The organism is Pseudomonas sp. 5Ae-yellow (genome assembly GCF_014077575.1).
Taxonomy (GTDB): domain Bacteria; phylum Pseudomonadota; class Gammaproteobacteria; order Pseudomonadales; family Pseudomonadaceae; genus Halopseudomonas; species Halopseudomonas neustonica.
The window spans coordinates 347,880-373,995 of record NZ_JACGWE010000001.1 but is presented as its reverse complement, the minus strand read 5'-3'; the positions used below and the strand labels follow the sequence as shown (position 1 = coordinate 373,995).

At 57.9% G+C, this 26,116-nt stretch carries 23 protein-coding genes and 1 riboswitch; of the genes, 10 read left to right on the top strand and 13 right to left on the bottom strand.

Features of this window, described 5'->3' with window-relative positions; genetic code table 11:
* The first annotated feature begins 110 nt into the window (after positions 1-110).
* Entirely contained in the window at positions 111-1,295 is a 1,185-nt protein-coding gene (locus H4J77_RS01755) for an acyl-CoA dehydrogenase (protein WP_123888302.1), read from the top strand.
* A 187-nt stretch (positions 1,296-1,482) separates the two neighbouring features.
* Positions 1,483-2,685 carry a CaiB/BaiF CoA-transferase family protein gene (locus tag H4J77_RS01750; RefSeq protein ID WP_182246790.1) on the top strand — a complete coding sequence of 401 codons (1,203 nt, stop codon included), beginning with the start codon at positions 1,483-1,485 and terminating at the stop codon, positions 2,683-2,685.
* Here H4J77_RS01750 and H4J77_RS01745 read toward each other — a convergent pair.
* Complete coding sequence (locus tag H4J77_RS01745) at positions 2,675-3,451, bottom strand: GntR family transcriptional regulator (RefSeq protein ID WP_123888304.1); 777 nt, start codon at positions 3,449-3,451, stop codon at positions 2,675-2,677. The genes H4J77_RS01750 and H4J77_RS01745 overlap by 11 nt on opposite strands.
* Positions 3,452-3,657: 206 nt before the next feature.
* On the opposite strand from H4J77_RS01745, the gene H4J77_RS01740 reads away from it, so the two are divergent.
* The 6 genes from H4J77_RS01740 (at position 3,658) to H4J77_RS01715 (ending at position 11,413) form a co-directional block, all read left to right on the top strand.
* Entirely contained in the window at positions 3,658-5,352 is a 1,695-nt protein-coding gene (locus tag H4J77_RS01740; RefSeq protein WP_182246788.1) for an L-lactate permease, read from the top strand.
* A gap of 67 nt (positions 5,353-5,419) precedes the next feature.
* Entirely contained in the window at positions 5,420-6,574 is a 1,155-nt protein-coding gene (gene lldD, locus H4J77_RS01735; RefSeq protein WP_182246786.1) for an FMN-dependent L-lactate dehydrogenase LldD, read from the top strand.
* Between the two features lie 12 nt (positions 6,575-6,586).
* Positions 6,587-9,400, top strand: a complete 2,814-nt coding sequence (locus H4J77_RS01730; RefSeq protein WP_182246784.1) for an FAD-binding and (Fe-S)-binding domain-containing protein — start codon at positions 6,587-6,589, stop codon at positions 9,398-9,400.
* A 396-nt stretch (positions 9,401-9,796) separates the two neighbouring features.
* Complete coding sequence (locus tag H4J77_RS01725; protein WP_182246782.1) at positions 9,797-10,438, top strand: CHAP domain-containing protein; 642 nt, start codon at positions 9,797-9,799, stop codon at positions 10,436-10,438.
* 147 nt (positions 10,439-10,585) lie between these two features.
* Positions 10,586-10,852: a helix-turn-helix domain-containing protein gene (locus tag H4J77_RS01720; RefSeq protein ID WP_182246780.1), complete on the top strand. Its 267-nt coding sequence runs from the start codon at positions 10,586-10,588 to the stop codon at positions 10,850-10,852.
* 102 nt (positions 10,853-10,954) lie between these two features.
* Positions 10,955-11,413, top strand: coding sequence for a GNAT family N-acetyltransferase (locus H4J77_RS01715; protein ID WP_182246778.1), 459 nt, complete (start codon positions 10,955-10,957; stop codon positions 11,411-11,413).
* Positions 11,414-11,700: 287 nt separating this feature from the next.
* Here the strand turns inward: H4J77_RS01715 and H4J77_RS01710 are convergent, their stop codons facing one another.
* The 10 genes from H4J77_RS01710 to ahcY form a co-directional block, all read right to left on the bottom strand.
* Entirely contained in the window at positions 11,701-12,363 is a 663-nt protein-coding gene (locus H4J77_RS01710) for a 1-acyl-sn-glycerol-3-phosphate acyltransferase (RefSeq protein ID WP_123888311.1), read from the bottom strand.
* 7 nt (positions 12,364-12,370) lie between these two features.
* Positions 12,371-13,327 carry a phosphatidate cytidylyltransferase gene (locus H4J77_RS01705; protein WP_220469197.1) on the bottom strand — a complete coding sequence of 319 codons (957 nt, stop codon included), beginning with the start codon at positions 13,325-13,327 and terminating at the stop codon, positions 12,371-12,373.
* 1 nt (position 13,328) lies between these two features.
* Positions 13,329-13,991 (bottom strand): CDP-alcohol phosphatidyltransferase family protein, encoded by a 663-nt coding sequence (locus H4J77_RS01700; protein WP_182246776.1) that lies wholly within the window; start codon positions 13,989-13,991, stop codon positions 13,329-13,331.
* Positions 13,984-14,409, bottom strand: coding sequence for a hypothetical protein (locus tag H4J77_RS01695; RefSeq protein WP_123888313.1), 426 nt, complete (start codon positions 14,407-14,409; stop codon positions 13,984-13,986). The genes H4J77_RS01700 and H4J77_RS01695 overlap by 8 nt, the downstream gene beginning before the upstream one ends.
* A gap of 151 nt (positions 14,410-14,560) precedes the next feature.
* Entirely contained in the window at positions 14,561-15,163 is a 603-nt protein-coding gene (locus H4J77_RS01690; protein ID WP_182246775.1) for a DUF3617 family protein, read from the bottom strand.
* A gap of 90 nt (positions 15,164-15,253) precedes the next feature.
* A complete protein-coding gene (locus H4J77_RS01685; protein WP_259364659.1) occupies positions 15,254-16,786 on the bottom strand; it encodes a DEAD/DEAH box helicase in 1,533 nt (510 codons plus the stop codon).
* A gap of 213 nt (positions 16,787-16,999) precedes the next feature.
* Positions 17,000-17,746, bottom strand: a complete 747-nt coding sequence (locus H4J77_RS01680) for an ABC transporter substrate-binding protein (protein WP_182246773.1) — start codon at positions 17,744-17,746, stop codon at positions 17,000-17,002.
* A 62-nt stretch (positions 17,747-17,808) separates the two neighbouring features.
* Positions 17,809-18,537 (bottom strand): ABC transporter substrate-binding protein, encoded by a 729-nt coding sequence (locus H4J77_RS01675; RefSeq protein WP_182246771.1) that lies wholly within the window; start codon positions 18,535-18,537, stop codon positions 17,809-17,811.
* A 20-nt stretch (positions 18,538-18,557) separates the two neighbouring features.
* Complete coding sequence (gene metF, locus H4J77_RS01670) at positions 18,558-19,409, bottom strand: methylenetetrahydrofolate reductase [NAD(P)H] (RefSeq protein ID WP_123888318.1); 852 nt, start codon at positions 19,407-19,409, stop codon at positions 18,558-18,560.
* Between the two features lie 177 nt (positions 19,410-19,586).
* A complete protein-coding gene (gene ahcY, locus H4J77_RS01665; protein ID WP_182246769.1) occupies positions 19,587-20,996 on the bottom strand; it encodes an adenosylhomocysteinase in 1,410 nt (469 codons plus the stop codon).
* 20 nt (positions 20,997-21,016) lie between these two features.
* A riboswitch (S-adenosyl-L-homocysteine riboswitch) is annotated at positions 21,017-21,099 on the bottom strand.
* A gap of 102 nt (positions 21,100-21,201) precedes the next feature.
* On the opposite strand from ahcY, the gene H4J77_RS01660 reads away from it, so the two are divergent.
* Positions 21,202-21,663: a cytochrome c gene (locus tag H4J77_RS01660; protein ID WP_182246767.1), complete on the top strand. Its 462-nt coding sequence runs from the start codon at positions 21,202-21,204 to the stop codon at positions 21,661-21,663.
* Between the two features lie 26 nt (positions 21,664-21,689).
* Here H4J77_RS01660 and metK read toward each other — a convergent pair whose 3' ends face one another.
* Together metK and H4J77_RS01650 are read right to left on the bottom strand one after the other, a co-directional pair.
* Positions 21,690-22,874, bottom strand: a complete 1,185-nt coding sequence (gene metK / locus H4J77_RS01655) for a methionine adenosyltransferase (RefSeq protein WP_182246765.1) — start codon at positions 22,872-22,874, stop codon at positions 21,690-21,692.
* The gene (locus H4J77_RS01650) at positions 22,871-23,887 is read right to left on the bottom strand and encodes a metalloregulator ArsR/SmtB family transcription factor (protein ID WP_182246763.1); all 1,017 of its coding nucleotides are present in this window, start codon (positions 23,885-23,887) and stop codon (positions 22,871-22,873) included. Before H4J77_RS01650 ends, metK begins: the two co-directional genes overlap by 4 nt.
* A gap of 224 nt (positions 23,888-24,111) precedes the next feature.
* Between H4J77_RS01650 and tkt the strand changes: the two genes are divergently transcribed.
* Positions 24,112-26,112 carry a transketolase gene (gene tkt, locus H4J77_RS01645; protein ID WP_123888323.1) on the top strand — a complete coding sequence of 667 codons (2,001 nt, stop codon included), beginning with the start codon at positions 24,112-24,114 and terminating at the stop codon, positions 26,110-26,112.
* The last annotated feature ends 4 nt before the right edge of the window (positions 26,113-26,116 follow it).

Genomic DNA, 26,116 nt, shown 5'->3' with positions numbered 1-26,116 from the left:
AAATACCTGCGCAAAATACGCTTGTTAGCCCATTCCCCTGTGCGTACAGTTATCGTCATCTAATGCTCCCGCAGGGGGCTTTGTACCAACATCTGACTACCGGAGTGCTCATGGCCGCATCCAAAGCAAGTTTCAATTGGGAAGATCCGTTGTTGCTGGACCAGCAGTTGACTGAAGAAGAGCGCATGGTGCGTGACAGCGCACGTCAGTACTGCCAGGACAAGTTGATGCCACGGGTGCTCAACTCCTTCCGCAACGAGCAGACCGATGTCGAGATCTTCCGTGAGATGGGTGAGCTGGGCCTGCTGGGCGCGACCATTCCGGAGGAGTACGGCGGAAGCGGCCTGAACTACGTGTGCTACGGCCTGATTGCCCGTGAAGTGGAGCGTGTGGATTCCGGCTATCGCTCGATGATGAGCGTGCAGTCTTCTCTGGTGATGGTACCGATCAACGAATTTGGTAGTGAAGAGCAGAAGCAGAAGTACCTGCCCAAGCTGGCCTCTGGCGAGTTTATCGGCTGCTTTGGTCTGACTGAGCCAAACCATGGTTCCGATCCGGGCTCCATGATCACCCGTGCGCGCTCAACTGAAGGCGGTTACCTGCTGAAAGGCGCCAAGATGTGGATCACCAACAGCCCCATCGCCGACGTCTTTGTCGTCTGGGCAAAAACCGACGACGACGTGATTCGCGGCTTCATCCTGGAAAAAGGCTGGAAAGGCCTGAGCGCTCCGGCGATCAAGGGCAAGGTTGGCCTGCGTACCTCTATCACCGGCGAAATCGTGATGGAAGATGTATTCGTACCAGAAGAGAACATGCTGCCACACGTTACCGGTCTGAAAGGTCCGTTCACCTGCCTGAACTCAGCCCGTTACGGTATTTCCTGGGGCGCTCTGGGCGCTGCCGAGTTCTGCTGGCACACCGCCCGCCAGTACACCATGGATCGTCTGCAGTTTGGCCGTCCGCTGGCGCAAACTCAGCTGGTACAGAAGAAGCTGGCTGATATGCAGACCGAAATCACGCTGGCGCTGCAAGGCTGCCTGCGCCTGGGCCGCATGAAAGACGAAGGTACTGCTGCAGTAGAGATTACCTCGATCATGAAGCGTAACTCCTGCGGCAAGTCGCTGGACATCGCCCGCGTTGCCCGCGACATGCTCGGTGGTAACGGTATCTCCGATGAGTACGGTGTGATTCGCCACGTGGTTAACCTGGAAGTGGTCAACACCTACGAAGGTACCCACGACGTGCACGCGCTGATTCTGGGTCGCGCGCAGACCGGCCTTCAGGCGTTTTTCTAACGCCGTACGGCAGCAGCTACAAGCTACAAGCTACAAGCTACAAGCTACAAGCTACAAGCGGCAAGTTGGCCTGAGTAGGGCCTGCTTGCTGCGTTAGTACTGCAAGCTTAGAGCTGCCTCCTTCGAATTCACCTTAAAACTGCACGGCTAGCTTGGCGCTTGAAGCTTGCCGCTTGGAGCTGTCTCTATGGGTGCACTTACCGGTCTTAAAGTGCTCGATCTTTCCCGCGTATTAGCCGGCCCTTGGGCTGGCCAGATGCTGGCTGATCTGGGGGCCGATGTGGTTAAGGTCGAGCGGCCTGAGGTGGGTGATGACACCCGTGCCTGGGGGCCGCCTTATCTGCGTGACGCCGATGGCCGCGACACCTCGGAAGCAGCCTATTTCTTGTCCGCCAACCGTAACAAGCGCTCCATTACCATCGACTTTACCCAGGCCGAAGGTCAGCAGCAGGTGCGTGAATTGGTGGCCAAGGCGGACGTACTGATCGAGAACTTCAAGGTCGGCGGCTTGGCGGCTTACGGGCTGGATTACGCCAGTCTGCAGCAACTCAATCCGGGTCTGATCTACTGTTCGATTACCGGTTTTGGTCAGACTGGGCCGTACGCCAAGCGAGCAGGCTATGACTTTATGATTCAGGCCATGGGTGGCCTGATGAGTGTGACGGGCAAGGCTGCCGGAGAAGAGGGCGCAGGGCCGGTCAAGGTCGGTGTGGCGCTAACCGATATTCTTACCGGTTTGTATGCCAGTAACGCGGTATTGGCCGCGCTGGCCGAGCGAGAGCGCAGCGGTCAGGGGCAATATATCGATCTGGCGTTGCTGGACGTGCAGGTGGCCTGCCTGGGTAACCAGGCACTTAACTACCTGACCACCGGCGTGCCACCCCAGCGGCTGGGTAACGCGCATCCCAACATCGTGCCTTATCAGGATTTTCCGACGGCCGATGGCGATTTCATTCTTACCGTGGGTAACGACGGGCAGTTCCGACGCTTCTGTGAGGTAGCGGGACATCCCGAATGGGCCAGCGATGCGCGTTTCGCCAGCAATGCACAGCGCGTCGCGCACCGCGCCGAGCTTATTCCGTTGATCCGTCAGGCCACCGTATTTCGCACTACCGCCGAGTGGATTATTGCGCTGGAGCGAGCCGGTGTGCCTTGCGGGCCAATCAACGATCTGGCGCAGGTGTTTGCCGATGAGCAGATCAAGGCGCGCGGCGTGCAGATAACTCTGCCGCACGCGCTGTCTGGCGAGGTGGCGCTGGTAGCCAACCCGATACGCTTGTCGCGTACGCCAGTGGAGTATCGCACTGCGCCGCCGCTGTTAGGCGAGCACAGCGCGGAGGTGCTGGCAGACTGGCTGGGAAACCAGAAAAAAGCTGATCCTAGCGCGTAGGCGAGCGCTCGCGACGCTGCGCTCGCGCCATTCTTCGGTTTTCTTCCTGGCTTTGCGCCAATACGTCCTGCACGTAGCTGATGTGCTCGCTGGCAATCTTGCGGGCATCTTCTGCGCGTCCCTGCATGATCGCAGCAAACAGAGCCTGATGTTGTTCAACCAGCATCAGCCGCGTCTCGCTGCGCAGCGCGTACATGCCGCCGATATTAGTCACTACATTGCGTTTGAGCAGGTCGAACAGTCCGCGGATGGTATGCAGTAGCACCATGTTGTGACTAGCCTCGGCAATCGCCAGGTGGAAGCGCGCGTCTGCTGCGCCTTCTTCGGCGCGTGTTGCCTTTCCTTCCTTGGCGTAGCAGCGCTGTAATTCATCGAACGCGGTCTGCAAGTGCTGGCGGTCTACCTCGGTAGCACGTAGAGCGGCGTAATAGGCGCAGTCGGCTTCCAGCGTATGACGAAATTCCAGTAAGTCGCGTTGCGCTTCCGGACGCCCCTCCAGCAGGCCCAGCAGCGGGTCGCTAAAACTGGAGCCCAGTGTTTCGCTTACATAATTGCCGCCACCCTGACGACTGATCAGCAAACCTTTGGCGACCAGCTTTTGCACTGCCTCGCGCAATGACGGCCGTGACACGCCGAACTGCTCTGCCAGGGCGCGCTCGGGCGGCAAGCGTTCACCAGGCTGCAGCGTGCCCTCCAGAATCATGGTTTCCAGCTGTTCGACGATGTTGTCGGACAACCTCCTTTGGCGGATGTGTCCTACTTCCATTGTTATTCCTTTTGGTCTTACCAATTTTCGGTCAAGGGTACTCGTGCGCTGACGGCCGATCAACCGGATGAGGCCTTTGTATACCAAAGTCTACATTGCCAAATTTGACATGAGGTTGCCGCTTTCATACTCTGAGTCGAGTTTTTTGTAAATTGGTATTACCAATTAGCGCGGGTTCTGCTAAAAAACAAGTATAGGAGCGCTTCATGTCATCCGGATTACTGGCCCTATTGGCCTTCACCCCTATTTTGCTGGCCAGTATTTTGCTGGTCGGGTTGCGCTGGCCAGCCCGGCGCGCCATGCCCCTGGTGTATCTGGTCAGTGCGTTGATTGCGCTCTACGGCTGGGATATGAGTTTCAATCGAGTAATGGCCTCAACCCTCCAGGGGCTGATTGTTACCCTGGGGCTGTTGTGGATCATCTTTGGCGCCATCCTGCTGCTCAATACGCTTAAACACTCCGGTGGCATCGCCGTGATTCGGGCCGGTTTTACCACCATCAGCCCTGATCCGCGGATTCAGGCGATCATCATTGCCTGGTTGTTTGGTTGCTTTATCGAAGGGGCGTCCGGTTTCGGTACTACGGCCGCTATCGCTGCGCCGCTGCTGGTCGCTATTGGCTTCCCGGCCATGGCTGCGGTGCTGATGGGCATGTTGGTGCAAAGCACGCCGGTGTCCTTTGGTGCGGTGGGTACACCGATTGTGGTGGGCATTACCACCGGGCTGGATACTGCTGCTATCAGCCAGCAGCTAACGGCTAATGGCTCCAGCTGGGAGGCCTACCTGCAGCTGATCACCAGTCAGGTCGCCATTATCCATGCCATCGTGGGCACTATCATGCCGCTGATCATGGTCATCATGCTGGTGCGTTTCTTCGGCCGTGAGAAGAGCTGGCGTGCGGTGTTTGAAGTGCTGCCTTTTGCCCTCTTTGCAGGTCTGGCGATGACCATTCCCTATGTGCTCACCGGTATTTGGCTAGGCCCAGAGTTTCCGTCACTGGTTGGTGGTCTGGTCGGGCTGGCAGTGGTCACGACGGCTGCGCGTGCAGGCTTTTTGGTACCCAAAAATGTCTGGTCGTTTGCCGATCGCAAGGATTGGCCCGCCGAGTGGATAGGTACCATCGAAATGAAGCTCGATGAGCTGACTGCGCGCCCCATGGGCAGCTTTCGGGCGTGGCTACCTTACCTGCTGGTTGGTGTGATTCTGGTGATCAGCCGTATATTTCCTGAGGTCACCGCACTGTTCAAATCGATCTCGTTTGGCGCCAGCGATTTGCTCGGTGAAGTGGGCATTAGCGCAGCCGTGCAGCCACTCTATTTGCCGGGCGGTATTCTGGTGATGGTCGTGCTGATGACCTTCTTCTTGCACCGTATGCAGCTGCGTGACCTGGGCAATGCCGCCAAGGAGTCGGGCGGTGTATTACTGAGTGCCGGTTTTGTGCTGCTGTTTACTGTGCCTATGGTACGTATCCTGATCAATTCCGGCGTTAACGCAGCCGATCTGCCGAGCATGCCCATTGTCATGGCGCGCTATGTAGCAGACAGCGTGGGCGGTATCTATCCGCTGTTTGCGCCCGCTATCGGTGCGCTGGGCGCGTTCCTTGCTGGCTCCAATACGGTGTCCAACATGATGTTCAGCCAGTTTCAGTTCGGCGTTGCCAGCAATCTGGGGCTATCGACTGCATTGGTGGTCGCAGGCCAGGCCATCGGCGCCGCAGCGGGTAACATGATTGCGATTCACAACGTGGTAGCCGCATCGGCTACTGTCGGCCTGCTGGGGCGCGAAGGCACTACTCTGCGCCGCACCATCTGGCCAACGCTTTACTATGTGCTGGCTACGGGCCTGATCGCGCTGTTTGCGGTTTATGTGCTCAACGTCAGCGATCCGCTGCTGGCCGGTTGAAGCCAGGTTTGAACGCGCCCCGGCCGTGACCGGGGCGTTTGCCGTTTAGTGAACACGGGACACCCACATGATCATCTCTGCCTCTACCGATTACCGCGCCGCTGCCAAGCGTCGCTTGCCGCCTTTCCTGTTCCATTACATTGACGGCGGTGCCTACGCCGAACATACGCTCAAACGCAATGTGGCGGATCTGGCGGATATTGCCCTGCGTCAGCGGGTGCTGAACAACATGTCCGAGTTGAGCTTGGAAACGCAATTGTTTGGCGAGACGCTGGCCATGCCGGTTGCGTTGTCACCGGTCGGCTTGACGGGTATGTACGCGCGCCGGGGCGAGGTGCAGGCAGCCCGTGCTGCGGACGCCAAAGGCATTCCCTTTACCCTGTCCACGGTATCGGTATGCCCGATCGAAGAGGTAGCGCCAGCCATCCAGCGACCCATGTGGTTCCAGCTCTATGTGTTGAAAGACCGCGGCTTTATGAAGAACGCCCTGGAGCGCGCCAAGGCGGCCGGGGTGACCACGCTGGTATTTACCGTAGATATGCCGGTGCCCGGCGCGCGCTACCGTGATGCACATTCCGGCATGAGTGGCCCGAATGCGGCTATGCGTCGGATGCTGCAGGCCGTAACACATCCGCGTTGGGCGCTGGATGTCGGCTTGCTGGGCAAGCCGCACGACCTGGGCAACATTTCTGCGTATCGCGGCAACCCGACCGGGCTGGAAGACTATATCGGCTGGCTGGGTAACAATTTTGATCCCTCTATTTCCTGGAAGGACCTAGAGTGGATTCGCGAGTTCTGGGATGGCCCCATGGTAATCAAGGGTATTCTGGATGCGGCTGATGCGCGTGATGCGGTGAACTTTGGTGCTGATGGCATTGTGGTCTCCAATCACGGCGGTCGTCAGCTCGATGGCGTGCTATCCAGTGCGCGCGCCTTGCCGCCCATCGCCGATGCGGTGAAGGGCGAGATCAAAATTCTGGTTGATTCCGGTATTCGCACCGGGCTGGATGTGGTGCGTATGCTGGCGCTGGGAGCTGACTGCACCATGCTGGGTCGTGCCTTTATTTACGCGCTGGCGGCCGACGGTGAGGCTGGCGTCAGTAATCTTCTGGAGTTGATAGAGAAGGAAATGCGGGTCGCCATGGTGTTGACAGGGGCCAAGTCGATAGCCGACATCAGCGCTGATCTGTTGGTGCGGGAACTGCAGGAACTGACCAAGTAAACCGGAGCCACCATGAGCCTGTCTGCTGAATTTCTGTCCGGCGCGCGCCGTCTGATTCCTGCCGAGCGCCTGTTTGATGACCCGCTATCGACTATGGCCTTTGGCACCGATGCGAGTTTCTATCGCCTGGTGCCCAAGCTGGTGGTGCGGGTCGAGTCGGAGAACGAAGTGGTGTGTCTGCTGCATCTGGCGGGGCGCCATCAGGTATCGGTAACCTTTCGTGCCGCCGGTACCAGTCTGTCCGGGCAGGCGATCAGTGACTCTGTGCTGATTGTGCTGGGTGACTACTGGAGTGGTCGGCAAGTGCGTAACAACGGAGCACAGATTCGATTGCAGCCGGGTGTCATCGGTGCACAGGCGAATGCAGCACTGGCGCCCTTGGGGCGCAAGATAGGCCCTGATCCGGCCTCCATCAATGCCTGCAAGATCGGTGGCATTGTTGCCAACAACGCCAGTGGCATGTGCTGCGGCACCGCACAGAATAGCTACCAGACTCTGGCCGGTATGCGTCTGGTGCTGGCCGACGGTCAGGTCGTTGACACCGAGGATGAGTCAGGTCTGTCGGCCTTTCGGCAGAGTCATGCAGAGCTGTTGGCACAGTTGGCTGAGCTCGGTCGTGAGACGCGTGCCAATACGGCATTGGCCGAGCGGATTCGGCACAAGTACCGGCTAAAAAATACCACTGGCTTATCGCTTAACGCCTTGGTCGACTTTGATGAGCCGCTGGATATCCTGACCCACCTGATGGTCGGTTCCGAGGGCACGCTCGGTTTCATCAGCTCGGTTACCTACAACACCGTGCCAGAGTATCCCCACAAGGCCAGCGCGCTGATTGTGTTCCCGGATGTCGATACCTGCTGTCGCGCCGTCCCCATCCTCAAGCAGCAACCAGTAGCCGCGGTCGAGCTGCTGGATAGACGCAGCTTGCGTTCGGTGCAGGATCAGCCCGGTTTGCCCGAATGGGTCGCCGGGTTATCGGAGGGCGCCTGTGCCTTGCTGATTGAGTCGCGCGCGGCCAGCCAGAGCTTGTTGCACGAGCAGTTGGCACGGATTAATGAGGCGTTGGTGCCCTTTGCCGTGGAGCGGCAAGTCGACTTTACCGAGGACGCCAAGGTTTCCGGTCAGCTGTGGGCAATCCGCAAGGGTACTTTCCCGGCCGTAGGCGCAGTGCGTGCAACCGGTACAACGGTGATTATTGAGGATGTCACTTTCCCGGTCGAGCAATTGGCTGCGGGCGTCAATCGTCTGATCGAGCTGTTTGAAAAACACGGCTACGACGAGGCGATCATTTTCGGGCATGCGCTGGAAGGCAATCTCCACTTTGTCTTCACTCAAGGCTTTGACGAGCCCGCGCAGATTGCTCGTTACGAAGCGTTCATGGGTGATGTGGCGCAGCTGGTTGCGGTCGAGTTTGGCGGTTCATTGAAAGCCGAGCACGGCACGGGCCGCAACATGGCTCCCTTCGTCGAGATGGAGTGGGGCAGTGAAGCCTATCAGCTGATGTGGCGGATCAAACGACTGCTCGACCCGCAGGGAATTCTGAATCCGGATGTCGTGCTGTCCGAAGACCCGACTATCCATCTTAAAAACTTGAAGCCCCTGCCGGCAGCCAATGAAATTGTCGATAAGTGTATTGAGTGCGGCTTCTGCGAGCCGGTTTGCCCGAGTAATGGTCTGACGCTGACGCCACGCCAGCGCATCGTTATCTGGCGTGACATTCAGGCCAAGAAACGCGCGGGCGTTGATACTCGCGAGTTGGAGGAGGCCTATCAATACCAGGGCGTCGACAGCTGCGCTGCTACCGGATTGTGTGCCCAGCGTTGCCCGGTAGGCATCAATACCGGCGACCTGATCAGAGCTATCCGGGCGGATCAGGCAGATCAGGCGGGTCGGGCTGACTGGTTGGCCGGGCATTTTGCCGGCGCACTCAAGGGCGTGCGCTTTGCGCTGCGAGTCGCCGATACGGCCCATCGCTTGCTGGGCGCTCCGCGTCTGCAGCGCATGAGCCAGGCTACTCGACGTCTCAGTGGCGGACGGCTGCCGGTGTGGGACCCTTCACTGCCACAGCCGGTGCGCCTGATTCAACCCTTACTGGTGGCCGCTAGTGCCAAGCCGCGCGTCGTGTATTTGCCAGCCTGTATCTCCCGCACCATGGGGCCGGCACGCTCGGATAGCGAGCAGGAGCCCTTGATTGACAAGACCCGCGCGCTGCTGGAAAAAGCCGGCTTTGAGGTGGTTTTCCCGGAACTGATGGACTCACTGTGTTGTGGTCAGCCCTTTGCTTCCAAAGGCTACCCCGAGCAGGCTGAGGCCAAGCGCAGTGAGCTGCTGGACGCATTACGTCTGGCCAGCCGTGACGGGCAGGATCCGATCTATTGTGACACCAGCCCCTGCACGCTTAGCCTGCTCCAGGCGAACGTTGAAGGACTGGATATTTACGATCCGGTCAGGTTCATCCGCAGCCATCTATACGACCGACTGCATTTCACCCCACAGTCCGAATCGGTGGCGGTACATGTGACCTGTAGCACTCAACATTTGGGTGAAAGTGACGGGCTATTGGAGATTGCTCGCCGCTGTAGCTCTAATGTGGTGGTGCCTGAAGGTATTCACTGCTGCGGCTTTGCTGGCGATAAGGGCTTCAACCTGCCTGAACTCAACGACCACGCGCTGCGGACCTTGAAACCAGTCGTTCAGTATTGCAGTGAAGGGGTATCCACCAGCCGCACCTGTGAGATTGGCTTGAGTAGCCATAGTGGTATTGATTATCACGGGTTGGTGTATCTGGTGGATCGGGTTACGCGGCCGATTGATGCGGCTGTCTAGACGTGGTTCAACTGGGCGCTACTTGAGCTAATGCGTTAATCAGGCCTGGTGGGGGGGCTCACACGCAAAACACGGAAGATCAGGCTGGCATGGGTCGCGGCCAAGGTGCCGATCAACGCGATCGGCTTCTTGGTACAAGTGCCTTGCCGAGCTTGGTTACGTGCCGGTACTCGCTGCCCTGGCTAGTTCGCTCGCACGGTTGCTTTAGGTCTGCGGGCTAACGCAACCCGTTCTGGCAGCGCCACATTAAACAATCATTGCGCGCTATACCGGTGCCTTTAGGCCAGCATTGGTGGCGTGCTCCCCAGCAGTGCATAATCCGCTTCCATCTGTGTTGCCCGGCTAAGTCCCACGCGTAAAGCAACCTTATCCCTTCGACTACAAAAGCGCCTCACCATGAAGAAAACACGACTGATCTTGCTGGTCACTTGCGCACTATTGCCATTGATCGCGCTGGCGGCTTACTACGGCGCCACGCGGGTAGATCCCAACAGCCAGCACGCCGTTGGTGAGCAACTTGATGAGCTCAATGGTGTAGCGATTTACTATAACGGCGGGGTGAATACAGTGCAGGGCCGTAACCTGAGCGAAGACGGATACAACCTGGGCCTGCGTTATCAGTGCGTGGAGTTTGTAAAACGCTACTACTTCGAACGTTACGGACACCGCATGCCCGACTCCTATGGGCACGCCAAAGACTTCTTTGATGCCAGCCTGAGCAATGGCAGCTTGAATGCCCAGCGCGCGATGCTGCAGTTTCGCAACGGCAGCGCCGAGCCGCCCAAGGCAGACGATCTGTTGGTATTCGCTCCGTCGCTGCTCAACCGCTACGGTCATGTCGCGATTATTGCCAGCGTCGGCAATGCCTCTTTACAGATCGCCCAGCAAAATCCCGGCCCCTTTGGCAGCTCCAGAGAAGAGCTCGGGCTTAGCCAGAAAGAGGGCAAATGGTATATCGATGAGTCACGGGTATTGGGTTGGCTCAGAATGGAGCCGACGACCGAACTGCCTGACTCCCAGCAAAGCCCCACCCATTAACGCAACGTGGACGTGATGAGCACGCGTCTTCAGCGAGGTGCAAGTCAACGCCACGCTCGGAGCCCTGCAAACCGGCTGCCGCTTCCTTCTGCGCCGTTCTGCCGTGAGAGCTAGCTTACTCGAAGAATTGTAGCTTTTGGGCTACAAATGAGCTCCTTGTACGATGTCTCTGAAATGCTCAAGCAGGCGCGAAGCGACCCGAAGCAAAGCCAGGAAGCAATAGCCAGCCGGGCAGGTGTGTCACGTTCAGCAGTGGCGCGCATGGAAACATTGGCTAAAGGCGACATGAGTGTTTCTGCGTTGGTTCGTTTGCTCGAAGCCGCAGGCTACGACTTGAAATTGTTTAAGGCCGGTCACGAACGGACAGTTGAAGACATCCTCGCTGAGCAGCGTTCAGGGATAGGCTGGCCATGATTCTCGACGTACACGCCAGCTCCAGGCAACTTGCGATACCTCGGCGAACAAAACCGTCATTTGTTACGATTTTGTCCCCAATAATGTTGCAAGGCGATGCGCATGCTCGAGTTAGTTTTACTACGTGATCACCTGGAATACAGCGATATGTTTGCTTCGTGGCTGCATCAACAGTTTGCCTACGAATACAGCTCACAGCCCCTCGCTGATTGGCAGAAAGAGTTTAGCGAGGGCCAAAGCAATGGGGTCTGGCAAACCCTGATTGCTTTGGAAGAGGGGCAGCTATTGGGCGGGGCAGCTCTGGCTAAAGATGATTTGCCCGAGCGTCCGGAGCTGGGGCCTTGGCTTGCATGCGTTCTTGTTGCACCGCACGCACGCCAGCGAGGTCTTGCCGAGCAACTGATTACAGGCGTCTACGCCCAAGCTAAAGCCAAGGGCTATGAGCGACTGTACTTGCACACACATGATCGTGCTGACTATTACGCCAAGCGCGGATGGGAATATATGGAGCCTTTCCAAGCCTGGGGCATGGGGCACTGGTTGATGCAACGAAAGCTCTAGCGCCCAAGAACCCTGATCAGAGAAAAATTTATACCAGGCTGGCAATCAGAGCTGTGAGGTTCAGGTCTTGTTTTTTGCCCCTTGCTTATCCGGCTTTCCGGGACCTAGTCCACCGGATCGGCTTCGCCCCGTTCGCACCAGAGTGTCAAGCGACATCGGTCATAAGAGTTAGTTGTTGCGGCCAGTTCTTGCCTAATAAAAGTCTTGGCTCAAGGCGATTTTTAGCTCAGCGCTGCCTGTCCCTTTAGTGCTGGCTGGCACGCTCAAGTTTTACGCGGCGGAGCAGGTCAATCCTCCCACCGCTCATCCCGCCGGGTAATACACGCAGCCAACAACCCCTCCAACGACGTCTGCAATTCCTGCATAAACACGTTGCTGTCGTCACCCGGCAGTAACGCCTCACCAATGGCTACGTCACAGTTAAAGGGCACTACCATGGAGCCGCCCTTGGGTAGTGCGCGGCCGAGACCGTGCATGGCGATGGGGACTACTTTGGTGCCGGGGTGGCTGCGGGCGAGGTGGTAGATGCCTTTGCGCAGTGGCTGCAGTTTCTCTGCTTCGCCGCGGCTGCCTTCGGGGAAAAGCAGCAGTATCTCGTCGTTGGCGAGCGCCTGTTGGCACAGATCAAATACCTTTTCCTTGTCTACCTGCCCCTCTCGGTCGAGCGGGATGATGCCGATCACGTTGAGCGACAGCCAGCTGGTAAAGCGGTTACGCAGAAAGTAATCGGCGGCGGCAACCGGACGTACGCGGTGCAGTTGGCTGAGTGGGTAGAGCGCCATCAGTACCAGGGTATCCAGATGGCTGTTGTGGTTGGCCGCCAGGATCGCCGGGCCGCGTGCGGGCAGGCGCTGGGCCGAGTAAATGTTCAAACCCAGCAGCAGGTACACCACCGGCTTGACCACCAGCAGAAAGAACAAGCGTTTGGGCAGGCGTTGGAAAAAGGTCATGTGTGCCTCAGTAGCTGGTGTAGATGAGGAAGTGGAAGAACAGCGGCGCGGTGTACATCAGGCTGTCGATGCGGTCGAGGATGCCGCCGTGGCCGGGGATCAGCTGGCTGGTGTCCTTGATGCGCAGGTCGCGCTTGACCGCGGAAATGGTCAGGTCGCCGATAAAGCCCGCAATACCTATCAGTAAACCGGCGGTCAGGCCTTGCCAGAAACTCAAGGGAGTCAGCAAGGTGGCCAGTGCGCCGCCGAGTAGGGTGGTGGTGGCTACGCCGCCCAGAAAGCCCGCCCAGGTTTTGTTCGGGCTGATGGTTGGCACTATCTTGCGCTCGCCAAACTTTTTGCCCCAGATGTACTGCGCTACGTCGTTGAACTGAGTGAGGAACACCAGATACAGCACCAGGCCGACGCCGCCGCCGGCGGCATTTTGATCCGCTGGCAGCATGAGCAGGTAGGCGACGTGGCTGATAGCGAAGACCGTAGTCATGATTGCCCACTGGTAAGACCCCACCGCACGGATAAAGCCTTTGGTTTCGCCCAGCATCAGTAGGCCGAAAGGGATCAGCAGGAACAGGTAGACCGGAATAAACACGATGAACATGCCGTACCAGTCGGTGGCGATCCAGTAATACTGCAGCGGCACCATCAGGTAGAGCGCGAGGATCAGTCGGCGATCAGTGATACGCACGGGCAGGATCGAGAATATTTCACGCAGCGCAATAAAGCTCAGGACGGCGAAGAATATCAGCGAGGCCACTTGGCCGATCATCAGCGCGGTAAACACCACCGCCACCATGACCCACCAGGAGTTAATGCGCTGTTTGAGTTCCAGGTGTGCTTCCGGGCTGAGGCGCGAGCTAAGCCGCCACTGGGTGATGGAGGCCACCACTAGCATTGCCAGTACTACCAGCATGGCCCCAAGCGCGTTGGGGGTGAGGTCGAGCATAAAGGCTAGGCCGATATCCATGTCAATTGGCTCCACGTTGTTGCAGGCGCAGGTAGGCGCCAATCAAGCGGCGCAGCGCGGTTGCTGCGCTGCCTACCACCAAAACGATAAGGCTGATCCACAGCACCATGCCCTGATAGCCCCAGAAAATATCAAGTGCCGACAGCACCGAGGCTATTGTGATGAGTGCCATGCGCTGCTGTTTGGCCATAGGGCCCCGAAAGTCTGCTGATAACCCGAGGGATACACCCAACACACGGATATAAGCCGTCATTACCGCCAGCAGTGCGCCTAGCCACGCTAGCCACATGGCACTGGGGTAATCCGGCAGGGCGAAGCCGCAGGCAACAATCAGCAGCGGATCGGCAATACGATCGGGTACGTCATTGAATAGCTCACCGGCGGGCGTTTGTTTGCCACCCTCCATTGCCACCATGCCGTCAAATAGGTTGCACAGCAGGCGCAGCTGAATGAACAGCGCAGCGGCGATGAAGCAGATTGATCGCTCAATGGCGACTGACTGACCCGCCAGCACCAGTGCTGCGCCGCCACCGAGGGCAAAAATGACACTGAGAACCGAGATCTGGTTAGGGGTCACACTGCGTCGGCTTAGCCAGGCAGCAAAGCGGCGCATCAGCTGCTGATCACGGATTTTGAGGGGACGGCGATTACTGAGATCAGTCATTGGGTTGCTGCTCCGGGGAACGAGCGCCGGCGTCGCGCGCCAGCGAAAGGGTAAGGTACAGGCAGTATGCAAAGGCCATACAGCTGGGTGGCAGTATGGTCGTCCAGAGTGAAGGGGTGGCATTAGCGGTGTGCGCCAGCCAGAGCCCGCTGAAGCTGATGGAAACAATCAGCAGCGGTGGCAGCGCAATTCGCATTATTGGGCCGGGAAGGCGCGCGAATAGCGCCGTCGCACAGATAGCCATTAACAGCGTGATGATGGCGCTGGCGCTGCCCTGCAGTAGACCCGCAATCAAGGCATGATGCTGGCCCGCGTGCCAGTTAGCGATCAGGGCCCAGCCACCCCACAGCAGGAACGCAAAGGCGGCAGCCAGTAAGCGGCCACGTATATTGGATGGGGGTAACTCGGAGCGTCGCATATCAGTCCTTTGGTTGCGTCACGTCAGCGTCAGGGCTTGGCGTCCAGCCGAGCATGATAGCTTGTCTGACCTGCGCTTGGTGATTTGCGTAGATCAGGTTGTGACAAGCATCATATTCAGGTGCGCAGCTGTTTTCTGCTGCACCAGACTTTTACCTGGCTGTTTGTGGCTCCACCGTGCCGCAATCGTCAGCTACCCAATGCGAGACCGACGTATTCTCCATCGTTATGTCGCTGCGATCTTTGCCGTCTCTGAGCATTCCAGTGGGTGGCTTATAGCTGCCAGTACCCTGGAAAGTGGATTTGATTTCGGTGCTGGACACTATTTCAACCGCTCCATGCATGTCGCCGATAAAACCTTCAGGGTCGTTGCACTGGCCAGAAAACTGCAGACTATTGCCACTGGTTTGCTGGGTGGTGAACTCACACTCCGGCATTTGCTGATTGGCTTCGGCCAATATTGCCTCGGGTGTGGTCAAGGCGGCGGCCATCTCTGGAGTAAAACATTTGTGCTTGCTGCTCGGGTCGTCGTCGCCGAGAATGGCCCTGGCGTGTGCGCGCTGATCTTTAGGCAGGCTCTTCATCATCGCTTGGCGCATTTCTTTCAGCTCTTGCAGGATGTCGCGTCCGTTGACCAGCGTGTTCTCTTCGCTCAGCCACAGCCCGGGTTTGGGGTTGGGCTGCAAGTTCGCGGCTGAACTGAGGCAGGGCTGTGCCAGCAGCAGGGCGGCCAGCAGGAGTTTGTGTGGTTGCATGGGCTATTCCTTAGCAGCATAACGGTTTGGTGGCGCACTCGGGCTGCTAGCGTACCGCATAAAAAAGGGGCCTAAGCCCCTTTTTTTACTTCACCGTGGCCCAAGCAGGGCTGGTTTCTCGCGCTGTGGCCCGCGATTGTTCGGGCGACGGCTGTTTGGTTTGCGCGCTGGCTTATCTGACGTTACCGGATCGGCGCGGTTGCCGTTCGCCTGGCGGCGACGCTCCAGCGTGACGGCGTCTTCCGGTTCCTTGATAACGTGAACCGGGCGCCTTGGTCCGCGTGGGCGTTCGGTCTGCGGCTTATCGTTGCGACCCTGGCCGCGTCCTGCTCCAGCGCTCTGGCCGGCACCTTGTCCGCGACCGTTACCGCCACCGCCACTATTGCTGCGCTGCTGGTTACGACCGCCACCGGCACCACCACCGGCGCCGCCGCGTGCACGTTCAGGACGATCACTATTGAGTTCGGCTTGCGCTGGTGGCTCAAAGCCGGCAAGCGTGCCTTCGTCGATACGCTGCTTGGTCATGCGCTCAATGGCGCGCAGCAGCTTGTCTTCGTCAGGGCTAACCAGTGATACGGCTTCGCCGCTGCGGCCGGCCCGGCCAGTACGACCAATACGGTGTACGTAGTCTTCCGACACGTTGGGCAGCTCGAAGTTGATCACGTGCGGTAACTGGTCAATATCCAGACCGCGGGCTGCGATGTCAGTCGCGACCAGAATGCGTAGCTTGTTGGCTTTGAAGTCCGCCAGTGCCTTGGTACGGGCGCTTTGGCTCTTGTTGCCGTGGATGGCAGCTGACGGCAGGCCGTTTTTGTCGAGGTACTCAGCCAGGCGGTTAGCGCCATGCTTGGTGCGAGTAAAGATCAGCACCTGCTCCCAGGCGCCCTGGGTAATCAGGTGGGCAGCCAGTGCGCGCTTGTGCCCTGCGGCTACGCGGTAGACCTTCTGGTTGATTCGCTCGACCGTGGAGTTCGGTGGCGTCACTTCAATACGGGCCGGGTTGTTCAGCAGCTTGTTGGCGAGATCAGTGATGTCTTTGGAGAAGGTGGCCGAGAACAGCAGCGTTTGACGCTTGCTGGGCAGCTTGGCAATGACTTTCTTGACGTCGTGTACAAAGCCCATGTCGAGCATGCGGTCGGCTTCGTCAAGAATCAGTACTTCTACTTTAGATAGATCAACAGCGCGTTGACCAACCAGGTCCAGCAGACGGCCGGGGCACGCGACCAATACGTCCAGGCCGGGAGCAATGGCTTTCATCTGCGGGTTGGCGCCGACACCGCCGAATACGCAGGCGGATTTCAGCGGCAGCTCTGCTGCGTAGGCGCGAATGCTGTCGTGCACTTGGGCTGCCAGCTCGCGGGTTGGTGTTAGTACCAGAACGCGAACCTGCTTGCCGACGCGCTTGTAGTTGGCATCCGGCTGGCCGGCGGGGAAAAGGCGCTCAAGAACAGGAAGCGCAAAGCCGGCGGTCTTGCCGGTGCCGGTCTGAGCGGCAACCATAAGGTCGCGGCCTTCGAGTACGGCGGGAACTGCTTGCGCCTGAACAGGCGTAGGACTGGTATAACCGGTGGCTGCAACAGCGCGCACGAGCGCGTCGGACAGGCCCAAGGAAGCAAAGGACATTCAGATAACCCTGTGATGGCCGTTGCGAACATGCAGGTAACAACCTGATTCCTGCGAGCTGGTGTCGGGGTGACACTGCCCGCTAAGGGGTTGCTTACCTGCCGCTTGTCCGTGCGGCCTAGAATGAAGGGGGACGAGTATAACAGAAGGAGCGTGCGGGCGCATCCCGGTGAGCAATGGCTGCTTTCATGCCTTAACAGGCGTGCAGCGGCGTCAGGAGTTGAAGTCGCTCAGGTCATAGCGCTCAAGGATTTTTAGATACTCGCTGCTGTTTTTAAAGCGGTGCAAAGCGACTGCAAAGTGTTTGGCCAGCTCGGCGAGTTCTGGTCGTCGGTGAAAGGCTAGAAACAGTGGGCCGCTGCTCACGACGAGCGGATGATGGTCGATTTGCTGCTCCAGTCCGAGCTTGTTGATAATGAACTGGCCGACGTGCCTGTTCATTATCACCATGTCGACCCGCTCGCGCATCAACATCAGCAGCGAGGTTTCGTTGGATGTGGCGGGTATGCGGCTAAAGAAGTCTGCCTCCAGGAAGGCTGGGTTGCTGTATAGGTAGCCTGCCGATACGCCAATGTTTAAACCGCGTAAGTCGTCTAAGTCATTGAACGGGTGCGGATGGAGCTTGTTGTAGAAGAGCACTGAGTCGCTACTGGAGAGCTGCTCTGTGGGGAACAGGTACTGCTGTCTTCTCTCGGGGGTGGGTGATATATCCAGAATTGCATCGGCATTGCCGCTGGCAGTGTCGTGCAGTGCTCTGCGCCATGGCATCAGCTGCCAATGTGTTTCATAGCCCAGTTGGCTGAGCACCCGCGTGGTGACATCGTAATCGATGCCTTTCAACTGCCCTTGCTCTTCATAGATGTAGGGTGGCCAGGACTCGCTGACAATGTTCAGTGTTTCCGCCTGAGTGTGTCCGCAGAGCAGCGTGATTAGCAGGAGTAGGCAGGATTTTGCAGTCATCGGACAAGTCTAGCTTGTTTTCTTGGCGGAATAACAGGCGCTAGGTGCATGTCTTTTGGCCGCTACAGCTCGTATTTGGCTTGAATTTGACGGTATTCATCGCTCTGTTTGAAGCGCTCAAGCTCAGCGCTGAAAGCATTGCCCAGCTCCAGGTTGGCCGCGCTGCGGTGAAAGGCAAGATAAAGCTTGCCGCTGCCGATGGGTTGCGGGTCGAAGCCAATCTCCGTTTCCAGGCCTAGTTGCCTCAGGGTATAGAGCCCGGCACGCTTGTCTATAACGGCCAGATCGATGCGTTGGTTGAGTAGTTTTAGCAGGTTGGCTTCTACTGTTGGCGCTGGTTCGCGGGTAAAAAAACGGGCCGAAATAAAGGCAGGATTACCATAGGTATAGGCTGGCGCAACGCCGACAGTGAGACCCGTCAGGCTGTGCAGGTTGGCGTAGGGGTGAGGGTGCTTGCGGGCATAAAAGAGCACCGAGACATTGTTTGATAAATGCTCAGAGGGAAATATCAGATATTCACGTCGTTCTCTGGTTGCCAGTATGTCCAGAATAGCATCTGCGCGACCGGTTCTGACGCTGAGTATCGCGCGCTTCCAGGGCATTAGCTCCCAATCGGCGCTGTACCCCATGCGTCGAAAGACCGCTTGCACTATCTCATAGTCTACGCCCTGCAGCTCCCCATCCTGCTCAAAAATGTAGGGCACCCAGGGTTCGCTGACAACCTTCAGGTTGGCTGCCAGCGACAGGCCGGGTATGAGAAGCAATGACAGTAATAGGCGACGGTATAGCATCGCTCTATTGTAGCTGCTGATTAGCCAGTCTGCAGGTTGCGCAGGATGTCTAGACTGGGTTCTGCCTGGTTGAGTGTATAAAAATGCAGGCCGGGTGCTCCGCCTTCGAGCAGACGTTCGCACATCTGACTGATCACTTCGGTACCGAACGAGCTAATACTCTGGCTGTCGTCGCCATAGGACTCCAACTGCTTGCGAATCCAGCGCGGAATTTCGGCGCCACAGGCGTCAGAGAAGCGCGCCAGCTTGCTGTAGTTGGTGATGGGCATGATGCCGGGCACGATAGGGACTTCAACACCGGCTTTGCGCGCACGCTCAACAAAGTGAAAGTAGCAGTCAGCGTTGAAGAAGTACTGGGTAATGGCGCTATCAGCCCCCGCCTGTACCTTGCGTACAAAATTCTTGAGATCGGCCTCGAAGTGCGGCGCCTGGGGGTGTGCTTCCGGGTAGGCTGCAACCTCGATGGTGAAGTGATCCCCGGTTTCCTGGCGAATGAATTCGACCAGCTCGTTGGCGTAGCGCAATTCACCTGATGCCTGGCCCATGCCGGAGGGCAGGTCGCCGCGCAGGGCGACGATGCGTTTGATACCTGCTTCGCGGTATTCGCCAAGTAGAGTACGCAAGTCTTCCAGTGAGTCGCCAACGCAGGACAGATGCGGCGCAGTAGCAACCTTTACTTCGCTATCGAGTTGCAACACGGTTTTACGCGTGCGATCGCGGGTTGAGCCACCAGCGCCGTAGGTGACCGAGAAAAACTCGGGTTTTTCTGCGGCCAGCGCGTGGCCAGCAGCAATCAGCTTCGCATGACCGGCGTCGGTCTTGGTCGGGAAAAACTCGAAGCTGATTGGTTTGTTGATAATGGTTTGGTTCATTCGGGTACTGCCCTTTGTCTTACAGGGAGGTTTTTAGCTTCAAGCTTCAAGCCGCAAGCTTCAAGCGTAAAGGCAATGTGTGCCGGTAAGTTTTACGTTATTGCCGCCAGCGAGAGCTTGGCTGGCAAAACGTAAAACCCACCCTGATTTAGCTTGCAGCTTGCAGCTTGCAGCTAATCAGTAACGGTAGCTATCCGGCTTGAACGGGCCTTCGACGGTGACCCCGATGTAATCGGCCTGGGTCTGGGTCAGCTTGGTAATAACGCCACCAAAGCCTTTGACCATCTCCAGTGCGACTTCTTCGTCCAACTGCTTGGGCAGCACTTCAACACGCAGGTGATCGGCTTTGTCCGCGTCACTGAGGTTGGCAAAGCCCTGCTTGAACAGGTGGATTTGCGCCAGTACCTGGTTGGCGAAAGAGCCATCCATGATGCGGCTGGGGTGACCGGTTGCGTTACCCAGGTTAACCAGACGACCCTCGGCCAGCAGAATCAGGTAGTCATCGTTGGCGGCATCGAAGTTGTCTTTGCCAGTACGATGCAGCTTGTGTACCTGTGGCTTGACCTCTTCCCAGTGCCAGTTTGCGCGGGTAAAGGCCGTGTCGATTTCGTTGTCGAAGTGACCAATGTTGCAGACCACAGCGCGTTTTTTCAGTGCCTTGAGCATGTTGGCGTCACAGACGTTAACGTTGCCGGTGGTGGTGACCAGCAGATCAATCTTGCCCAGCAGGGCGCGGTCGATACTGCCTTCGCTACCGTCGTTCAGACCGTTGATGTAGGGCGAGGCCAGCTCAAAGCCGTCCATGCAAGCCTGCATGGCGCAGATCGGATCGACTTCGGAAACCTTGACGATCATGCCTTCCTGACGCAGGGACTGAGCGGAGCCTTTGCCGACGTCACCGTAGCCGATTACCAGCGCCTGCTTGCCAGACAGCAAGTGGTCGGTGGCGCGCTTGATAGCGTCGTTCAGGCTGTGACGGCAGCCATACTTGTTGTCGTTCTTGCTCTTGGTGACCGAGTCATTGACGTTGATCGCCGGTACTTTCAAGATGCCTTTTTTCAGCATATCGAGCAGACGGTGAACACCGGTGGTGGTCTCTTCGGTGACGCCGTGGATCTTGTCCAGCATAGCGGGATATTTGTTATGCAGGATTTCGGTCAGGTCGCCACCGTCGTCCAGCACCATGTTGGCTTCCCACGGCTGGCCATCCTTGAGGATAGTCTGCTCGATACACCATTCATATTCGGCATCAGTCTCACCCTTCCAGGCGAATACGGGCACACCGGCAGCAGCGATGGCTGCAGCGGCCTGATCCTGGGTAGAGAAAATGTTGCAGCTGGACCAGCGTACTTCGGCGCCCAGTGCGACCAGGGTTTCGATCAGTACGGCAGTCTGAATAGTCATGTGAATGCAGCCAAGAATCTTGGCGTTTTTCAGTGGTTGTTCGTCGGCATACTTGCGACGCATGGCCATCAGTGCCGGCATTTCTGATTCGGCAATAATGATTTCACGGCGGCCCCAATCGGCCAGGGAAATATCAGCGACTTTAAAGTCGGTAAAATCGGCAGTGTTCATAACAGCACTCATGTGGTTTCTCCATTCGTTAATTCGAATGGGCGCGGTTAAATGTCACATGCCCCGTGCGAGCCTGGCAGCCCCTGAAATGGCTGCTGCAGCGCCCCTCGCAGAGGGTCGAATTCTTCCGTAAGGCTAGCTCAATGAGCGCATAGCCTTGGCCGGAACTGATCGAGGGAGGATAATGTCGCCCCTCATTTAGCTGTCTGGATGAAACATGATCGCTGTTCCATACCGAAAACTTGTTGTAGTCGCGCTTTTGGGCGCGGCATTGGTCGGCTGTAATAACAAAGCAGACCCCAATTCGCCTGAAGGCAAACGCCAGGCGTTGTTCAAACTGATGATCAAGCAAAGCGAGCCCATGGGCGGCATGCTGTCTGATCGTTTGCCCTTTGCTGGCCCGGCCTTTGCCGAGCATGCAAAACAACTGGCCGAACTGGCTGACCAGCCTTGGGCTTATTTCCCCGAGCCTGGCGAAGAGCCTGAGCCCAATCGCGCCAAGGCGGACATCTGGTCCGACCCTGAGGGTTTTGAGCTGGCCATCAACAACTTTAAATCGAGTGTTGCTGACCTTACCGCTGCTACCCAAGGCGGCGTCCGTGGCCCTGGGCAGGTTTCAGATCAGCTGCGTGCGGTGCAGCAGGCCTGCAAAGCGTGCCATGACGATTATCGGCGCTGAGCGGCGGTAATCGTCAGCTGCAAGCTTCAAGCGTCAGCGCGAAGGTCGGCCGCCTTATCTGTCTTCTCCCATGGGAAGGCAGTAAAGGTGTCGCCTTTGACTGTCATCTCTACCGGCGTGCGACCAAAGTGGCCGTAAGCTGCGGTGGCACGATACATCGGGTGTAGCAGGTCGAGCATGCGGGTAATGGCATACGGGCGCAGGTCGAAGTGATCACGAATCAATTTGATGATCTTGTCGTCGCTGATCTTGCCAGTGCCGAACGTATTGATGGATACCGAGGTCGGCTGCGCTACGCCGATGGCGTAGGACACCTGAATCTCGCACTTGTCGGCCAGGCCGGCGGCAACGATGTTTTTGGCGACATAGCGGCCGGCATAGGCGGCGCTGCGGTCAACCTTGGACGGGTCTTTGCCAGAGAAGGCGCCGCCGCCGTGACGGGCCATGCCGCCGTAGGTATCAACGATGATCTTGCGACCGGTCAGGCCGCAGTCGCCTACCGGACCGCCAATCACGAACTTGCCGGTCGGGTTGATGTGGTACTGGGTGTCTGCGTGCAGTAGCTCAGCCGGGAGTACCTTCTTGACGATCTCTTCCATCACGGCTTCGCGCAAATCAGCCTGGCTGATTTCGGGGTTGTGCTGGGTGGACAGCACGATAGCGTCGATGCCGGTAACAATGCCGTTTTCATAGCGGCAGGTCACCTGTGATTTGGCATCCGGACGCAGCCAGTCGAGCGTGCCGTTCTTGCGCGCTTCAGCCTGGCGTTCGACCAGGCGATGGGCAAAGGTAATAGGCGCGGGCATCAGCACATCGGTTTCGTTACTGGCGTAGCCAAACATCAGGCCCTGGTCACCGGCGCCCTGGTCTTCCGGTTTCTGCCGATCAACGCCCTGGGCAATGTCGGGTGACTGCTTGCCGATGATATTGATGACGCCGCAGGTATCAGCATCGTAACCGACGTCGGAAGAGGTGTAGCCGATGTCCTTGATGACGCTGCGAACCAGGTCTTCCAGGTCGACCCAGGCGGTAGTAGTGATTTCACCGCCAACGATGGCGACACCGGTTTTCACCATGGTTTCGCACGCCACGCGGGCGAACTTGTCCTCAGCGAGAATGGCATCCAGTACGGCATCGGAGATCTGGTCGGCCAGCTTATCGGGATGACCCTCGGAAACCGACTCAGAGGTGAAAATCGAGTAGTCGCTCATGCGTGTATCCTTTCCTCGGAAGGGGATGGTTCGGGTTTGGCCAGTTGCAACAGCTGTAATTGAAAGCCGTTGCGTAGGCCAATGTATTGGCTGAGGCCGGAGATGAGTCCGGCGTCCTGTGCCCAGCGGGCAATATCGTCCTGATCGAAGCCCAGCCAGAGATCGCCGCAGCTATCGCGCACCCAGCTTTGATCGTGGCTGCAGAGTTCGGTCAATACCAGGCTGCCGCCTGGTTTGAGTAAATCAGCAAAACGTTTCAGTGCTTCAGCCGGAGCGGGCATGTGGTGCAACACCATATTGCACACCAGGCAGTCAGCTAAGGGTAGCTGTTGTGGTGCCAACGCATCGGTCAGGAAGAACGCCACATTGTTTAATCCTGCATCGCTGCAGTGCTGGCGTGCGCGTTCCAGCATGGACTCGGCATTATCCAGTGCAATGACCTGCGCAAATTTTGCAGCCAGGCTAGGCAGAAAACCGCCCTCGCCAGGACCTACCTCAATCGCCACTGCCCGCGCTGGTAACGCCAGGGTATCGATCAATGCCAGCAGTGGCTCGCGATACAGGCCAAAGTGCGCAATAAGATCCTGCTGCGCCGGTGTGCCATCGGCAAAGCGGGCAAAGAACTGACGCGACAACTCTGCGCGCTGGCTATGGACCAGGCCAATCGACGCCTGCAGCGGCGGCTCAAGGGGCAGGGCATCCAGTTCGATGAGCAGCTGTGCATGTAGTTGATGCCAGCTGATGTCGGCTGCAGGCAGGCTGCGGCGATAAAAAATTGAGTTGCCCTCGCGGCGCGTGCTGACCAGTCCCGCGTTGGCCAGCACCTTGAGGTGGTGGCTCATGCCGGATTGGCGCATGGCAAAGATCTGCGCTAGCTCGAGCACGCCGAAGGAGTCGTTACGCAGGACGCGCAAAATATCCAGCCGCAAGGCGTCGCCGATGGCCTTGCAGAAAGCAGCCAGCGCGTCGGTTGGGTTGGGTAAGGCGGCATCGATGTGCGCGATTTGGTTCATGCGAAGCAGTGTAGTTCTGATGCTGGGTGCCTGCAAGCGCTATATCAAAATGTTTTGATATAGATATTGATCGCCATTCGTCTGCCTGTTCTGGCCTTTGCACAGGGGTTTACGGGGTTTTCATTGCCCGCTGGCGTCGTTTGCGCGAAAATGCCCGCCTCATTTTCTGGCCAGCCGCTTATTGCGGTTGCTTGCCTAAGCCTTGTCAGCCTCAGGAGTTTTCCATGCCCAGCCGTCGTGACCGAGCCAATGCCATTCGAGCCCTCAGTATGGATGCTGTGCAGAAAGCCAATAGCGGCCATCCCGGAGCGCCCATGGGCATGGCGGATATCGCCGAGGTTCTGTGGCGTGACTTCCTCAAGCACAACCCCGCCAATCCCAAGTTTGCCGACCGTGACCGCTTTGTGCTGTCCAACGGTCATGGCTCGATGCTGATTTACTCGTTGCTGCACCTGACTGGCTATGACGTCAGCATCGACGACATCAAAAGCTTTCGCCAACTGCACAGTAAAACACCGGGGCATCCGGAATATGGCTATACGCCTGGCGTTGAAACCACTACCGGCCCGCTGGGTCAGGGGTTGGCGAACGCGGTGGGTATGGCTATTGCAGAGAAGGTGCTTGCTGCGCAGTTCAACCGCGATGGTCACAAAGTAGTCGATCACCATACCTATGTATTTATGGGTGACGGCTGCCTGATGGAGGGGATCTCGCACGAAGTCAGCTCGCTGGCAGGGACCCTGGGCTTGGGCAAGCTGGTTGCTTTCTATGATGACAACGGTATTTCGATCGATGGTGAAGTAGAAGGCTGGTTCACCGACGATACGCCCAAGCGCTTTGAGGCATACGGTTGGCAGGTGATTCGCAATGTTGACGGTCACGATGCCGACGAAATCAAGACCGCCATCGAAACCGCGCGCAAAAACACCGACCAGCCGACGCTGATCTGCTGCAAGACCATCATTGGGTTCGGCTCACCAAACAAGCAGGGCAAGGAAGACTGCCATGGTGCCGCCCTGGGTGACGCTGAGATCGTGGCGACCCGCGAGGCGCTGAACTGGCCGCACGCTGCTTTCGACATTCCGGCCGATATCAAGGCGGAGTGGGATGCCCACGAGGCTGGCGCCAAGGCCGAGGCGGCCTGGAATGACCGCTTTGCTGCTTATCAGAACGCTTACCCTGAGCTGGCCGCAGAGTTGTTGCGCCGTATGGCCGGTGAGTTGCCAGCCAACTTCAGCGAGCAGGCTGCAGCCTATGTCGCGGACGTTGCCAACAAGGGCGAAACCATTGCCAGCCGTAAAGCCAGTCAGAACAGCTTGAACGCCTTTGGCCCGATGTTGCCTGAGCTGCTCGGCGGCTCGGCTGACCTGGCCGGTTCCAACCTGACCCTGTGGAAAGACTGCAAGGGTGTTAGTGCCGATGATGCCTCTGGCAATTATCTGTTCTACGGTGTGCGCGAGTTCGGTATGAGCGCCATCATGAATGGTATCGCCCTGCACGGCGGTTTTGTGCCCTACGGCGCGACCTTCCTGATCTTTATGGAGTACGCACGCAATGCCGTGCGCATGTCGGCGCTGATGCGTCAGCGGGTGATTTATGTATTCACCCACGACTCTATTGGTCTGGGCGAGGACGGCCCTACGCACCAGCCGATCGAGCAACTGGCCAGCCTGCGTACCACGCCGAACCTGGATACCTGGCGTCCGGCCGATGCGGTCGAGTCTGCGGTTGCCTGGAAGTACGCAATTGAGCGTGCCGACGGTCCCAGTGCCCTGGTGTTCTCACGGCAGAATTTGCAGCATCAGGAGCGGGACGCGGCTCAGTTGGCCGATGTTGCCCGTGGTGGCTATGTACTCAAGGACTGTCATGGTGAGCCCGAGCTGATCCTGATCGCCACCGGTTCCGAAGTCGGTCTCGCGGTTCAGGCTTGGGAATCACTGACAGAGCAGGGCAAGAACGTGCGCGTCGTATCCATGCCGTCTACCAGTGTGTTTGATCAGCAGGACGCCGAGTACAAGCAGGCCGTACTGCCGTTGGAAGTCGGTGCGCGCATTGCCATCGAAGCGGCCCACGCTGACTTCTGGTACAAGTACGTTGGTCTGGATGGTCGTGTTATCGGCATGCAGACGTTCGGTGAGTCCGGCCCGGCCAACGCGCTGTTCGAAGAGTTTGGATTTACTCTGCAGAACGTGCTCCTGGCGGCTGAAGAGTTGTTGGAAGATTAGAGCC